Source organism: Burkholderia cepacia, from assembly GCF_001039005.1.
In the GTDB taxonomy this organism is placed as follows: Bacteria; Pseudomonadota; Gammaproteobacteria; order Burkholderiales; family Burkholderiaceae; genus Burkholderia; species Burkholderia theae.
This window is the reverse complement of the sequence record NZ_LDWR01000016.1, coordinates 101,873-117,756: the sequence shown is the minus strand read 5'-3', so window position 1 is coordinate 117,756 and position 15,884 is coordinate 101,873. Positions and strand designations below refer to the sequence as shown.

Annotated in this window: 7 protein-coding genes; 1 reads left to right on the top strand and 6 read right to left on the bottom strand. The window is 63.4% G+C overall.

Annotation, left to right across the window (positions count from 1 at the left end; genetic code table 11):
* The 3 genes from VL15_RS10095 to VL15_RS10085 all read right to left on the bottom strand — a co-directional run.
* Nucleotides 1-8,642: hemagglutinin repeat-containing protein (locus VL15_RS10095; protein ID WP_048245341.1), on the bottom strand; the 8,642-nt coding region annotated here is incomplete at its 3' end.
* Nucleotides 8,643-9,471: 829 nt separating this feature from the next.
* A complete protein-coding gene (locus VL15_RS10090; protein WP_048245329.1) occupies nt 9,472-10,782 on the bottom strand; it encodes an MFS transporter in 1,311 nt (436 codons plus the stop codon).
* Between the two features lie 189 nt (nt 10,783-10,971).
* Nucleotides 10,972-12,054 carry a tartrate dehydrogenase gene (locus VL15_RS10085; RefSeq protein WP_048245328.1) on the bottom strand — a complete coding sequence of 361 codons (1,083 nt, stop codon included), beginning with the start codon at nt 12,052-12,054 and terminating at the stop codon, nt 10,972-10,974.
* A gap of 108 nt (nt 12,055-12,162) precedes the next feature.
* Here VL15_RS10085 and VL15_RS10080 point away from each other — a divergent pair, with 108 nt between their 5' ends.
* The gene (locus VL15_RS10080; RefSeq protein ID WP_048245327.1) at nt 12,163-13,083 is read left to right on the top strand and encodes a LysR substrate-binding domain-containing protein; all 921 of its coding nucleotides are present in this window, start codon (nt 12,163-12,165) and stop codon (nt 13,081-13,083) included.
* 306 nt (nt 13,084-13,389) lie between these two features.
* Here VL15_RS10080 and VL15_RS10075 read toward each other — a convergent pair whose 3' ends face one another.
* The 3 genes from VL15_RS10075 to VL15_RS10065 all read right to left on the bottom strand — a co-directional run bounded on the left by VL15_RS10075 (nt 13,390) and on the right by VL15_RS10065 (nt 15,829).
* Nucleotides 13,390-14,382 (bottom strand): LysR family transcriptional regulator, encoded by a 993-nt coding sequence (locus tag VL15_RS10075; RefSeq protein WP_048245326.1) that lies wholly within the window; start codon nt 14,380-14,382, stop codon nt 13,390-13,392.
* A gap of 106 nt (nt 14,383-14,488) precedes the next feature.
* Nucleotides 14,489-14,908, bottom strand: coding sequence for an ATP--cob(I)alamin adenosyltransferase (locus VL15_RS10070; RefSeq protein WP_048245325.1), 420 nt, complete (start codon nt 14,906-14,908; stop codon nt 14,489-14,491).
* Between the two features lie 120 nt (nt 14,909-15,028).
* Nucleotides 15,029-15,829: an AraC family transcriptional regulator gene (locus tag VL15_RS10065; RefSeq protein ID WP_048245324.1), complete on the bottom strand. Its 801-nt coding sequence runs from the start codon at nt 15,827-15,829 to the stop codon at nt 15,029-15,031.
* Nucleotides 15,830-15,884: the final 55 nt, after the last annotated feature.

Here is a 15,884-nt window from a genome sequence, read left to right as displayed (position 1 = left end):
GCCCCGCCCTCACCAAACAGTGCCTTCATTTGCGGGCTGCTGTTCTCAAGCTGCGTCGCGGCTTCCGCAACCGCGAAGGTCGCTGCCTTGCCGAATGCCTGCGCGAAAGCCAGATCGTTCTGAACCTGCTGCAAATTAAAAGTGTTTTGTACGGTCTGATTCGCGCTCGTCGAGTCACGCGACAGACCCGCCGTGCTGTCGGTGCCATTCTGCTGATCGGACTTCACAACGATCTTCGCCGGACTCACCGCTGCCTGCGTGACACCGCTCGCATGATCACTTGTCTGCGCAAAACTCGGACCGCTTGACGTTGAAAAACCTTCCGACGACGCCGAATACGACATCGAATTCTGAATGTTCGAGAAACCCAAACTTCCCGTCGTCAGCGTATTACTTTCGGCCGGTGCCGCACTGGCGATCTGTGCGCCGTTCAGTTGCGTGTGGTTCACCACGTTCACATCGAAACCGCCCTTGCCAGCCACGATACCTGTTTGCTGATTCACAGACGCATAGTTGGCGTCGATGCCGGTATGGCCGATCGACGCGTCAACCCCGCCTCCGTAACCGAACGTGAAGCTGCCGCTGACGCCACTGTTGTGCTGGTTGCTGGTGTAGTTCGACGTATCCTGAACGCTCGTCATCGTCAGGTTGCCACCGACATCCGCTTTGACCTTATCACCCGATACCTGTGCACCAGTCAGCGTCGTATCGCCGCCCGACCGCATCGTCAGCGCATTGCCTGCCGTAACGGTCGTGTTGGTCTGCGTGGCGCTGTCGCCGTTGCCTTGGCCGTGCGAGTTCGTACCGTTCGCGAATACGCTGATACCGGTATTTTTTCCAACCCCAATCCCAACTCCGGCGTTCCACCCGCTGGAACTATTCGAACTCGTGTCCTGCTCAGTACTCTGCGCACTTTGCAGCGTGATCGCGTTGTTCGCATCGAGCGCGACGTTCTTGCCCAGAACCGTCGCCCCGGTCATCGCGATATTCCCAGTGCCCGCCTGAGCGTTTCCATTCGCGTCCTGCGTACCAGTCGCCGTGATAGATACGTTGCCGTTACCGATGACCGACGAACCTTTCGCGCTCGTGATCGATGTCGTTGAATTGCTGCTGCTATGGCTCGAACCGATGCTGATCTGCACCTGAACGCCCTTGGCGGCCTCGCTCACGTTACCGCTCGACAGTGCATTGGCCGCATCCTTGATCCCGCCACGGTTCTGATAAGCCTGTTCGGCGGCTGCAACGGCCTGTACCGCCGCGACACGCGAATCGCCCGACTGCTGGCCTTGGCGAACCACGCTTGCCATCGACTGCCCGAGTCCAACCAAGCCGCCCCCCAATCCGACGCTCAAACCGGATTGGCTGAACTGCTGCGATTGCGCGTCCTTGTAGGTGTCGTACGCAGCGTTCACCGTCACATTCTGGCCCGTGATTCCGACATCCTGGCCGGCGACGACCGTGCTACCCGTAATCGTCGCATCCTTCCCCGCCTGGATCGTGACATTGCCTTGCGACGATCCGATCACGCTCCCTTTGTTCGTTACCGAGCTATTTTGGTCCTGTTGCGCGGTCGAGCGTGAACCCACAGTCACTGAAAGACCACCATTCGTGAGGAGACCCGATTCCTTCTTCTCGTAATAGCTTGAGGATTGAGTCGAATCTTGCGAGGTCTTGATATTGACGTCGCGCGTTGCCTGCAACCTAACGTCGTTCGTGCCAACGACGTTGCTGCCCGTCACATTGATGTCTCGGTTGCTGACGATGTTGACACCGTCGGCCGACACCGTGCTCCCCTGGCTATAGGTCGCCGTCTGGTCGATCCCGCTCGCAACCTTCGCGCCGCTTACGACATTGCTGTGGCTGTGTGTTTCGTGCGAATTCAGCTCATGCGTTTCGGTTGCCGCGCCGATGTTCACATCGCCTGCTGCCAGCAGGTTCGCATTGCCTTTGTCGAGGCTGATCGTACTGCCGTTGATCGTAAGGTCCTTACCCGACGCAAGCGTGACCGTATCGCCGCCTTTGAGTGTTGTACCGGTCAGCGCCTGGTCGGACGTATGCAGCGTTTCCGCGTAGCTGCCGTGACTGTCGCTGCCTGAACTATTGCTGTTCACGGTCGACGTCGCACTCGCCGTGCCAAGCGAGATATTGCCCTTCGCAGCAACCGTGCCACCCTGGCCGAACTCAATTTGCGCACCTTGCGCGGTGATGTCCCCACCGACGCCGATACTCGATACGCCACCGACCTTCACCGCGCTGCCGACTACATTGTTGATGTCGGTGTTCGACACGCCGTTCGCGCGCTGCACGATCTTGTGTTCGCCAGTCTGGACCGCACCGAGATCCCAGTTACCCCCGACGTTCATGCCAAGATCACCGCCGACCGACAAGTTGCCCGCGTTCTGCTGGAAATTTCCTCCCGTCTTGATCGCGGCATCACCCGTCACGTCAAGTTGAGCGATCGGCCCGAGCGTTGTCGTGACGCTCGTCGCACCGTCGCGACTCACGCGCGTATCGGCCTTCGTCGCAGTATCGAGAATCAAGTTGCCGCCCGCGTCGATGTTCAGATCACCAGCCTTGACCTTCGCCGAGGTCAAATCGACATTGCCCGTCGTCGTCAACGACATGAGGCCGCCGCTTTGCAGCGCACCGAACGCGTTGTCGATCTGCTTGCCTTGAATCGACAGCGTGTTGTCCGCCTTCATCGTGCCGCTGTTCGTGAAGTTCTGCGCGTCCTTCAAGTCGATGTCAGTCGCGGTAATCAGCGGGCCGTTGATGTTCTGCTGGTTCGCCTGCGCGAGATACACGACCGGTACCAGCACCGACTGGCCGTCGACCACGCGCGTTTCCATCATGATGACGTTGCCGGTCAGCTTCGACACCTGATCGGCCGACAGACTCGCACCGAGCGGCAAATTGAGTTGCTTCTCCAGCGCCGCACCCGCCGCCATCAACGACTCGTACATCGTCTGCAGATCCGAGTACGGACCCAACACCGCCTTGCCGGTCAGTGCCGTCACCTCGTTCCGAACGAGCTGTTGCTCATAGAAACCATCACCCAGGCGCTTCGGAATATGGGTGAGGTCGACGCCAAGCTGACCGAAAAAGTAGTCGCTCGAAATGAAGTTCTTCTGGTTCGTGAACGCCGGGTTTGTCTCGATCACGTAGCTCGCGTTCGGCGACGGGTCCGGCCGATACAACCCACCCTGCGGAATCGTGAGGTTGTTCAGCACGTTCAGCGCCGTTGCGCTGGCGATAATCGGATCGACCGGCGCAACGGATTTTCCGTTCACGGTCGCCGATTGCACCGGCGAACCGGAGATTGCCCCGTTCACCATCCCGCCCGCGGTCTTCGACACGCTGGCACTACCGCTGACCGTGCCATATGTCAGCCCTGCCACCGCTTGTCCGGGCAGCAAACCAAGCGACGGAATCGACGCATTGCCGGCCGTGTTGTTGATGCTGACACCCGTGCCGGAGATCGTCCCGTTCGTACCCAAGGTCGAATCGTAGCCCGGCAACGAATATTGCTTGACCGATGCCGGCGCGGCCTGCGTATAACCACCCGGACGCCCCGTCACGAACGGAGCATTGCCAAACGGCAATTGCCAGTTGTATTCGCTATTGTCGTAGTTGTTGTAGTGATACTGGCCGGAATACGACACGGTCACGCTCGGCGCCTGCTGACCTGTGGCGGCAAAACCGTTGGCATCGTAGTTCTTCGGCATCTGGACATTGCCGACCGCCGTGATGCTGCTCCAGTAGTTTTGCAGGTTGGCGACCGTTGACGCATTGATACTGCCACCCGACACGATTTGCGCGGCCGGGCTGATGCTCGTCACGGTCGTTGCGGTCGCGCTGTCCGCGTAATAGGTCGTGTACTGATATGTGCTGTTCCACTGGCCACCGTGGGGCGGATCGGTATACACGCCGCCGATGCTGGTCGGGTCTTTCACGCCGACTTGCCCGGTCTGGCCTTTAATGGGAACGCCAAACTGTGCCAACGTCGACGGATCAATCGAGCCGGTCGAGGTCGTCATTACGCGACGTGTGTTCGTCACCTTGTCGGCATGCAATTCCATGTCGCCGCCGGACTGGATCAACGCCGACGAGTTGTTGACCAGCGCCGCGTTCGTGTAATTGCCGCTCGCATCCTTGCCGCCCGCGAGCACGACCTTACCCATACCGAAAATCGCCGTCGTCGCCATCGTGTCGGCCGCGGTCGTATCGTCGCGGTTCTCGATGTCGTTCGCGAGGATTTCAAGTGTGCCGTTGCTGTCCGATGCGCCAATCAACGCAGTCGGCCCGACGTTCGACACCGTTCCCGTCGCGTTGAGCGATACGCTACCGCCAACCAATGCCCCTGTGTTGAACAGGTTGCCCGATTGCGTATGCAGCAGCCCACCCGCCGACAACGCGCCGGTATTGACGATGTTGCCTGCGTCGACGCTCAGGCCGTTGACCGATTGCAGGGTCGCGTTGTTCGTGAAGGTGCCGGGCAGCGTAAAGGCAAGGTTGTTACCGACGTTGAACTGAGTATTGGACGTTGCCGTGTAGTCGCCTTGCAGGTTCACGTTGGCATCGTGCGTCGCGCTGTACGCGCCTCCGCCTTGCAGCGTCGAGGCCGTTACCGTCAGGTCGTGCGTCGAGCTGATTTGCCCGTTTGTGTTCGTGATCGCGCCGCTCGTCGTCACATCCACGTTTCCGCTCGAATTCGTGACGTTACCGATTTGCCCCCCACTGTTGTCCAAGGTCGCCCCGTGAACGTGGAGGCTTGCGCCGCTCAGTTGCCCGCCTTGCGTGTTGGAAATCGATGCCGCGCTGACCGTTACATCGCCGTTGCCGGTGATCGCGCCCATGCCCTGCACGTTGCCCGCGTGGCTGTTGGTGATCTGGCTAGCACCTTGCACGGTCATCTTGCCGCCGCCAAGGTCGGCAATCGCGCCGTCAGCGTTGTTGATCGAACCGGATTGAATGGAGAGCGTGTTCGCGTCACCCGCCGTTTGCTGACCTGCCTGAATATGCCCGGTCTGGTTCACCAACACGCCACCATTCGTCAGCGACAATGACGTACCCGAGCGAATCAGCCCTTGCGCGTTGTTCACGTCGCCCGCGATCGTGCTGGTAATGCCGCGCTGAGCGGCAAAAATGCCGCCTGAGTTGTCCCAGCTGCTCGCGTCGACAACCGCTTGCCCCTTGGTGACGATGGTCCCCGCTGCGTTGTTAAGCCCGCTCGCGCCGTTGCCTGGCTCGATCGTCAGCGTCCCCGTGCCGGCATGCGTAATCGTACCGCCCGCATTGTTCAATTGGGCCGGGGCGAGCGTAAGGTCCGTGCTGTTCGTCTGGATGACGCCGGCCGCCGAGTTATCCAGCGTGTCGCTGACATTGACACCCATCGCCCCCGATCCATACTGCGTCACGGTACCGCCGTGATTCGTCAAATCCTTCGCTGTCAGCGCGAGCTGATTGGCTTCGAGTTTGCCGCCACTATTGTCAAGCGTCGAATTCGCAGTGACCGACAGATTGGGGGCGACAATCGATCCGCCTTGGTTGGTCATCGACCCGACCTGAATCGACGCGTTCGTGCTCGCGCCAATCTGGCCGCCATCATTCGTCAGCGTACCGCTGGTGATGCCGAGGTCCGTATTGGACAGCAGCTTGCCGTTTGTATTGTTCAGCGCGCCGCCAACCGTGGCCGTCAAGCCGGTTTGGCCGGTAATCGAACCCAAGGTGTTGTTCAACGAGCCGGATTGAGCGACGACATGCCCGTTGCTCGCGATCGCCCCTCCAACGTTCGATATCGACCCCGTTCCGTTGCCGAGCGTCAACGTACCGGTGCCCGCATGCGTGATCGTGCCTCCGTCGTTCACCAGCGTTGCGGGAGCAAGCGTCAGGTCGGTACTGTTGGTTTGCAGCGTACCGCCGTTCGAATTGTCGAGCGTGTCAGAGACGTTGACGGCCATCGCACCGGTTCCGGTCTGCGTGATGGTGCCGCCTTGATTCGATACATTGCTCGCCGTCAATCCGACTTGAGCGCCCTGAATCGTGCCTGAATTGTTATCGACTGATGTCGCGCCGATAGTAGCCGTTTGGCCCGCCATGATCTGGCCGCTGTTGGTCAGTGTGACGACCTGAATCGTCGCGTTGGCGGCCGAGCCGATCACGCCGTTTGCATTCGTCAGCGTGCCGCCCTCGACGCTCAGGTTTCCGCTCGACAGCAATTTGCCGCTCGAATTATTCAGCGTACCGGTTACGGTTGCCGCGAGGCCCGCCTTACTGCTGATGGTTCCGTTCGTGTTAACAAGCGTCGCGGATTGAGCCGAAATTTGTCCGTTGCTGACGACCTCCCCTCCCGCGTTGCTAATCGATCCCGATCCATTGCCGAGCGTCAGCGTGCCGGTACCGGCATGCGTGATCGTGCCTCCGTCGTTCACCAGCGACGCGGGAGCAAGCGTCAGGTCGGTACTGTTGGTTTGCAGCGTGCCACCACTCGAATTGTCGAGCGTGTTCGACACATTGACCGTCATCGCACCTGTGCCGGTCTGCGTGATCGTCCCTGCGTGGTTCACCACGTTGGTTGCGTTCAACGACACTTGATCCGCCTGCACGGTGCCCGAACTGTTGTCGAGCGTCGTGCCGGACAGGGTGGCCGTCTGGCCGGTGATCGCGCCGCCGCTATTCGACAGGTGCGCGCCCGCATCGACCGCGACGTTCTGCGCAGCCTTCAGCGTCCCGCTGTCGTTGTCGATCGACTGGCCGGCAACACGAAGATTCGTGTTCGACGTGATCGTCGCCCGGTTGACGATATTGCCGCCTTGCACGGTCACATCGCCGTTGCCACCGATCACGCCGCCTTGTGCACCGTTCGCCGTCGTGCCGGCCACGTTCGTGAGCTGACCGGTCGCCGTCAACACCAGCCCATCAGTACCGACAGACGTTACCCGTCCCGCTGTATTGTCAATCGTGCTTCCGTCGACAGTCGCGCGGCCCGCGCTCTGGATCGTGCCTTGATTGTTCGCGATGGTGTTACCGCGCAGTGCCATCGTGCTTTCGGACACCAGCAAGCCGGATTGGTTGGCAATCTGTCCAGCGGCCGTCACCGACAGCGGCCCTTGCGACGACACACTCCCGCTCTGGTTCGACACGTTGGCCCCCGTCAGCGTCGTACTGCCACCGCTCGTCAGGTTGCCGTGGTCGTTGATGACCGTGCCGGCGGCGTTTGCCGTCACCGCCCCTTGGGCGCTCGTCGTCGCATTCGCGAGATTCACGTCGCCGCCCGTCGCGGTCATCGACAGGTTACCGTTCGCGGCCGTCGTACTGCCTGCGAGGTTCACGCCGTAGCCTGTCGCCGAAACGTTGCCACCCGCAACGTTCTTGCCCGTCGCGTTCAATTGGCCCGTCGTCGTGACTTGCAGGTCGCCGGCTTGCGTGACGGCACCGTTACTGTCCACGCCCGCGCCGAGCAGACCCGTCGAGTTCAGCGACCCCGCCGTCACGCCCACGTCGTGCTGCGCGGCTACCGTGCCGGTATTGACAACATCGGCACCGGTATTCAGCGATACCGACTGCTGACCGTAAGTCGTACCGCTGTTCTCGATGCCGCCTGCTGCCGATATCGCGACGCTACCGAGCGAACTGACCTTGCCCGATTGCACCAATCGACCATCCGTCGTCAGCGTCAGGCCCATTGCATCGGCCGCGATCGTCCCGGCGTTTCGGACCCCGACGCCCCCCTCGGTCCCGACCAGAAAAATCCGGTTGCTGTACATACCGCCCAATTGACCCACGTCGATCGCGACGGCAGGGGCGGTGCCGTCGCCTTGAATTCGGGTCGTCTGGAGCGTGTCGTGATTCACCTGATTCGCGCCAGTCACGACATTCAGGTTCGACGCGTAAATGGCGGCATTCGCCTGCACTGCCCTGGAAATCAGATCGACCTGATCCACATTCGTGGCATTCAGGCCCGCGCCTTGCACGGTAATCAGGCCGCGGGTGACGTTGAAACCGGCCAACGATCCGTCTGCATTCAGATTCGGGGTTCCCGTCGTGAGGATTGCGCGCGATGTATTGATAAAACCACCACCGTCCACGACCAATCCGGACGGATTGGAAATAATCATTTCGGCGCGCTGCCCGGCAATTTCGACAAAACCTTTCAGTTGCGAAGGATTATTGCTGTTGACCTGATTGATGATGATCTTGGCCGCATCGTTCGCGCCGAAATTCGGATTGCCGTTGATATAACCCGCTTGCTGCGTGTTCGTCAGCACCGGCGAGTTATTGACGATAACGCCAGCCTTCGGTACATCGAATTGCGAGTAGGTATTAAGAGAAACCCCCGCACCCGAAGGTTTCGTAATGTTGACCTGTTGAATACCGTTTTGCGTCTGAATCACCGACGGCGCATGCGCGCCGGCGCCGACCACCTGGGCATCGACCCAAACCGGCGTTGCACCGCCTGCCACCAATGCCGCAAAGGCCACGTGACGAAGCGCGAACCGCGAGAGCACACGTTGAACACTGCCAGCCGTCAAGCAAACCGACTCTCCCCGGCTGGTCTTCCCCGTTGCATTTGCCGTTTCTTCGACAGCGACCAACATGCCGCGCACGCGGCTGAACACCAGACGATATTGATTCTTGTTCATTATTTTTATCTACCCCGAGATTCCCGATTCGCACTACGGCGACTGGATCGCCAAATGATCGACTACAAAGCTGACACGCGGCCGTGAATACGCGTTAAAGAATGTCAAGCGTTGTTCAGGCGAGACGGCAACGTTTGCGCAAATGGGCAGGATTCAATGCACGGTGCATTCGATGCTTGAGACCATGCAAGCGTTTTTCAGAGCGCGTTGCGCGATGGCTTCGAGCACGGCAGCATTGTTGATCGATGAGCGGTAATGCTCGACAAGATTTTCGTTATATGAAGTCATACGTCCGGCTCTCTCAGAAGCGATCGGCTGAATGGTCTGGACCAGCCGACGCACGGCATGTGCGCGCGAAGTGGGCGCGAGCGGACATTAATACATCGGCAAACACACCGCCGTCCATCGAAACGACACGATTTATCAATTCTTGATATTCTCTGTCTTTCAACGATTATCAAGAATCAATTGACATTTGATTTACAGATAATCGAGATGCAGTGTGTGAAAGACCTGTACGTGGTGCGTCATGTTCGTCCGGAACGGATTCACGACCGTCGGGCATTGGCCATCGCCGGGAGAAGGCCATGCGCAGTGATGGGGGATGCGTGCGTCGGGTTCCCCCTCACGGGAGAACCCGCCACGCCAACAGAGAAATCGGGCCGCGGCCCGAGCAAGCCGATTTGCGAGTTGCAATTCATGCCGGGCACCGTCGTGAAGTCGGTGCTATACGGCGACGCTGACGCATGCGTGATCGGGCTTCATGACGCAGTACGCCGGACCGGCACGGGATGCGCGCCGGTCCGGCGTTTCAGTGCACGTGTCGCGCTTACGGGTGATGCCGCACGCCCGCCACGGCCTCTTCCCTCGCGCCCTTCCGACTCAGCATCAGCGTGACGATCGCCGACACCGCGAGCGTGCCCGCCACCACATAGAGCCCTGCCGCATACCCGCCCGTCACGTGCTTCAGCCAGCCGATCGCGAACGGCCCGACGAACCCGCCGAGATTGCCGATCGAGTTGATCATCGCGATCCCGGCGGCCGCGCCGGCGCCGGACAGGAACGCGCTCGGCATCGCCCACAGCGGCGCCTTCGCGGCACTGATCCCGATGTTGACGACGACCAGCGCGAGCACGGTCAGCAGCGCGGTGCTCGCCTGCCCCGCGAACACGAAACCGATGCACGCAAGCACGCACGGAATCACGACGTGCCACGTGCGCTCGCCGGTGCGATCCGAATGCCGCGCCCACGCGATCATCGCGATGACGGCGGCAATGCTCGGGATGCCGGTGAGCAAGCCCGTCTGCAACGCGGTGAAGCCGAACTGCTTGACCATCAGCGGCGCCCACAGACCGAGCGTGTACAGCCCGGCCGACGTGCCGAAGTAGATCAGCGCGAGCGCCAGCACGCGCGGATCGCGCAGCGCCTGCCACGCGCCGGCCGTATGCCCGACATGCGTGTGGCGCGCGTCGGCTTCGGCCTTCAGCTTCGCGATCAGCCAGTCGCGCTCTTCCGCCCGCAGCCACGCGGCCTTCGACGGCGAATCGGTCAGGCACTTGAGCACGACGAAGCCGAGCACGACCGCCGGCAGCGCTTCGACGATGTACAGCATCTGCCAGTCGGCGAGCCCGAACATCGGCGGCATCTGCATGATCGCGCCGGACAGCGGCGAACCGATCGCGGTCGAGATCGGCGCGGCCGCCATGAACCACGCGGCGGCCACCGCGCGCTGCTTCGCGGGGAACCACAGGCTCAGGTACAGGATGATGCCGGGGAAGAACCCGGCTTCGGCCACGCCGAGCAGGAAGCGCAGCACGTAGAAGCTGGTCGGCCCGGCCGCGAATGCGGATACTGCCGACACGAGGCCCCATGTGATCATCACGCGCGCGATCCAGATGCGTGCGCCGACGCGGTGAAGGATCAGGTTGGACGGCACCTCGAACAGGAAGTAACCGATGAAGAACAGCCCGCCGCCGAATCCGAACGCGGTCGGCGACAGGCCGATCGCGTGGTTCATCGTCATCGCGGCGAACCCAACGTTGACGCGATCGAGAAAGCTGACGAAGTAAAGCAGCATCACGAACGGAATGATGCGCCACATCAGTTTCCGCGCGACGCGGGTTTCGAGTTCCGCTTGCATGTGTCTCCTCCTTCGAGGTCGAGCCGTGCTCTGTCTGTGAATGCTCGCCGGCGCCGCCACGAAGCGTGCGGGCCGGCGCCCGGCTCACGTCGAACGCGCGAGTCGCGGGCAGGAAAATACGGCGGACGATGAACGGGCGGCAGCCGCGTTACCGGTTGCGCGCACGCACCGCCGTGATCGGCAAGATCGTCAGGCGGTGGTCACCGCGTTCGCGACGCGCTCGCAGACGGCCGCCGTCACCTGCGCGGTGGTCGCGCTGCCGCCGAGATCGCGCGTGTGCAGCGACGGGTCGGCCGTCACGGCCTCGATCGCCTGCATCACGCGCGCGGCGGCCTCCGTTTCGCCGAGATGCTCGAGCAGCATCACGACCGACCAGAACGTGCCGACCGGATTCGCGAGCCCCTTGCCCATGATGTCGAACGCGGAACCGTGGATCGGCTCGAACATCGACGGATAACGACGCTCGGGATCGATGTTGCCGGTCGGCGCGATGCCGAGGCTGCCGGCGAGCGCGGCGGCGAGATCGCTGAGGATGTCCGCGTGCAGGTTGGTCGCGACGATCGTGTCGAGCGACGCCGGCCGGTTGACCATGCGCGCGGTCGCCGCGTCGACGAGTTCCTTGTCCCACGTGACGTCGGGGAATTCCTGCGCGATCTGCTTCGCGATCTCGTCCCACATCACCATCGCGTGCCGCTGCGCGTTGCTCTTCGTGATCACGGTCAGCAGCTTGCGCGGACGCGACTGCGCGAGCCGGAACGCATAGCGCATGATGCGTTCGACGCCGGCGCGCGTGAGGATCGACACGTCGGTCGCGGCCTCGATCGGATGGCCCTGGTGCACGCGGCCGCCGACGCCCGCATATTCGCCTTCGGAGTTCTCGCGGACGATGACCCAGTTCAGGTCGTCCGGCCCGCAGCGCTTCAGCGGCGCGTCGATGCCGGGCAGGATGCGCGTCGGGCGCACGTTCGCGTACTGGTCGAAGCCCTGGCAGATCTTCAGGCGCAGCCCCCACAGCGTCACGTGGTCGGGCACGTCGGGGTCGCCCGCCGAGCCGAACAGGATCGCGTCCTTGTCGCGCAGCGCGTCGAGGCCGTCGGCCGGCATCATCGCGCCGTGCTGGCGGTAGTAGTCGGCGCCCCAGTCGAAATCCTCGAACGCGAATGCAAAGCGGTCGCTGCCGCGGGCCAGCGCTTCCAGCACCTGCTTGCCGGCCGGCACCACTTCCTTGCCGATGCCGTCGCCGGGAATCGTTGCGATACGGTAGGTCTTCATGCGGACATCCTCGATTGATCGTGAGCGTGAACGCACTTTACCGAACCGGTAGTGCAGGAACCGGTGCTAGACTCAAAGCATCTTTAACTTCAATTCACGAATCCCGTCATGGCGGATACCGTCCAGCCGGCCGATCTCGGCTTCTTCTCGACGCTGGCCGCATCGGGCAGCCTGAGCGCGGCCGCGCGCGAACTCGGGCTGACCGCGGCGGCCGTCAGCAAGCGGCTCACGCAGATGGAGCGGCGCGCGGGCGTGACGCTCGTCAACCGCACGACGCGGCGGATGATGCTGACGCCCGAAGGCGACGTGTATCTCGATTACGCGCGCCGGATCCTCGACCAGATGGACGAACTGGGCGAACTGCTCGGCAGTGCGAAGCAGCGCCCGAAGGGGCTGCTGCGCGTGAACGCGACGCTCGGCTTCGGGCGCAGCCACGTCGGCCCCGCGATCTCGCGCTTCGTCGCGCGCTATCCGGAGGTGTCGGTGCAACTGCAGTTGTCGGTGATGCCGCCGCCGCTCACCGACGATGCATTCGACGTGTGCATCCGCTTCGGCGAGCCGCCCGACACGCGCGTCATCGCGCGGCGGCTCGCGCCGAACCGTCGGCTGCTGTGCGCGGCGCCCGCGTATCTCGCGCGGCACGGGATTCCCGCCACGCCGCACGACCTGACGCGGCACAACTGCATCGGCATCCGGCAGGGCGACGAGGGCTACGGCGTGTGGCGGCTGACGAGCAGCCGCGGCGCGGCGCGCAACACGGAAGCCGTGCGGATCAACGGCAACCTGACGACGAACGACGGCGAAATCGCCGTGAAGTGGGCGCTCGACGGGCACGGGATCCTGATGCGCGCGGAATGGGATATCCGCGACTATCTTGCCGACGGCCGCCTGGTGATCGTGCTGCCCGACCATGAAACACCGAGCGCCGACATCTACGCGGTGTATGCGCAGCGTCACCAGATGTCCGCGCGGATTCGCGCGTTCGTCGATTTTCTGGCGGAGGAACTGGGGCGGTTGAGGGCAGTGTAGGGAGCACAGTGCGGATCGCGCGAACCGCGGTCGCTACATGCGTCCGGCATGGACAACGCGCGGCGGCCGAAGCGCTCTGCACCTGGCGCTTCGCTCCGAATGCACACGGGCTTGTCTCGACTGGACTGACATCAAAAAGAAAATATTCTGGCGAAACACGACCAATAATCGCCAGAATATTTACATCGCCATGCACCGGACCTCACCCTGCGACGCGACTCGCACTGCCCGCGCGGGAACAGGAGCGGATGGCCGGCGCATTCCACCTCGCGAACGATTGATCCGCCTTCGTTCAGCGCGCCTCGTTCACGCCATCGCCACCTGACTGTCCTCGCGGTCGTTCATCTCGATGATCTCCGGCACCGGCCGTCGCGCCATGGCCCCCGCGACGACCACGCCCTCCCGATCCTGCTCAAACCGCTCGACGATCCAGTCGACGAACGCGCGCACGCCGGGCGATACGTGCGGACGCTTCACGTAGACGGCCGACACGGCGATCACGCCCGGTCGCCAGCGCGGCAGCACTTCCCGCAGCCGTCCCGCGTCGATCAGCGGCTGCGCGGCGATACGCGGCGGCTGAATCAGCCCGAGACCATGCACGCCGCACGCCAGATACGCTTGCTCGTCGTCGACGCTGACGATGCCGTCGAGCCGGACCTTGCGCACCGCGCCATCCACCGTGAAATCGAGTTCGGCCACGCGTTGACCGGGCACGAACGCCCCGCTGACCGCGCGATGCGCGGCAAGCTCGTCGAGCGTGCGCGGGGCTCCGTGGCGGTCGAGATACGCGGGGCTCGCGCACGTCACGCGTTCGAGCGCGCCGAGGCGGCGCGCGACGAGCGACGAATCGGGCAGCTCGCCGAGCCGGATGCTGCAGTCGGTCGAGTCGCCGACGCGATCGGCCGCGCGCCCGGACACGCCCAGCATCAACACGAGATCGGGATGCCGCGCGTGAAATTCGCCGAGCGCCGGCAGCACGATCGCACCCGCCACCGATCCCGGCAGCTCGACGCGCAGCGGCCCGCTCGGACGCAGCGCGGCGCCGCGGATACTGGCTTCGAGTTCATCGACGTCCGCCGTGATGCTCAGGCAGCGCCGGTAGTACGCGTCGCCTTCAGGCGTCGCACGCAGCGCACGCGTCGTGCGCACCAGCAACGGCATGCCGAGCGCCGCTTCGAGCTCCTGCACGGTGCGCGTCGCGGTCGCGCGCGAAATGCCGAGCACCTGCGCCGCGCGCGTAAAACTGTTCATTTCGACGATGCGCGTGAAGATGCGCATCGCGCGGATCGGATTGTCCACCGGACACCCCTGCGTGGTTGCAGCATGCCGCGACGCGCGTGTGTGCGCGCCGTGCATGCATGTCGAGGAAAGCCGCGCCGCCGGCGCGGCCGCCGGTTCAGCCGGTTCAGCCGTTCGCCGCCGCGGCGCCGCGCGCCGGTTCGTCGAGCAGCCGTTGCGCCAGCGCGAGCGCGTCGTCGCGGGTCGCCGCCGCGTGCAGCGGATAGCCCCAGACCTTCGCGAACGTGCCCGAAAACGCGTCGAGCGCGACGCGCCGCGATGCATCGGGCTCGATCGCGATCATCGCGGGGATCCATTCGCGCGACTGCGCGCGGTTGGCCTTGCTCCACTTCGCGAGCTGCTTGCGCAGTTCGTGGTCGCCGGCGTCGTGATCGTCGCCGGACGGCGCGTCGTCGGTCAGAAGAACGAAGCGTTCGCGGCGCGCCAGCAACGCGTCGAGTGCATCAATCAGGTGGGTAGGATCGGTGTGCGGCGAGCGCGCGTAACGCAACCAGACAAACGGGAATTCAGTCGTGACGATCTGCATGTCGGCCTCCAGATGAGAACGATTCTCATTTTATGGATCGAGGCCCGACACGTCATTTCTCATCCCGGCCAAGAGCTTTTTCAATCCGGCCAATCGCGCGCGCCGGCGCGATCCGCGCGTTCAGCGTTGCCGGTCGGTCAGGAATTGCGTCGGCGACTTGCCGGTCGCCTTGCGGAACATCGTCACGAAGCTGCTCGCGCTCTCGTAGCCTAGATCGATCGCGATCTGGTGCACGCGGCGGCCGGTCGTCAGCATCCGCAGCGACAGCGCGACGTGCAGGCGCCGGCGCCAGTCGCCGAGGCTCATCCCAAGCTCCTTGGTGGCGAGCCGCGTCAGGCTGCGCTCGCTGATGCCCGCGCGTCGCGCGAGTTCGGGCAGCGGCGACTTGTCGGCCGGATCGTCGAGCAGGTGGTCGACCAGCTTGCGCAGCCGGCGGTCGGCCGGCATCGGCAGGTACAGATCCTCGACCGGCGCCGCGACGAGTTCGTCGAGCAGCGTCGCCATCAGCCGCCCCTGCGGCCCGTCGACGTCGTACAGGTTCGGGAAGCTCGCCGCCTTCAGCAGCAGCTCGCGCAACAGCGGCGACGCGGACAGCGTGCAGCAGCGCGCGGGCAGGTCGAGCGCGGCGTCGGGTTCGACCAGCACCGCGTAGAACGTCGCGCCGGCCGAGCCGCGCGCCGCATGCGGGACGTCGCCCGGTATCCACACCGTGCATTGCGGCGGTGCGCTCCACACACCACCGTCGATCTCGCAATAGATGACGCCGCTCAGCGTGTAGAGCAGTTGCGCCTGGCGATGGCTGTGCCGCTCCAGCCGCCATTCGGGCTCGACGACCGAGCCGCCGAAGACGACGAGCGGACGCGGCACGTGATACACGGCGGCGTCCGCTGCGGGATCGGTGTGCGGTGGAAGGTTGCGCATGAAACGGTCGACGAGGGAAGAAGCCGGACGCCGTGCCCGCGCGCCCTTTCGTGCT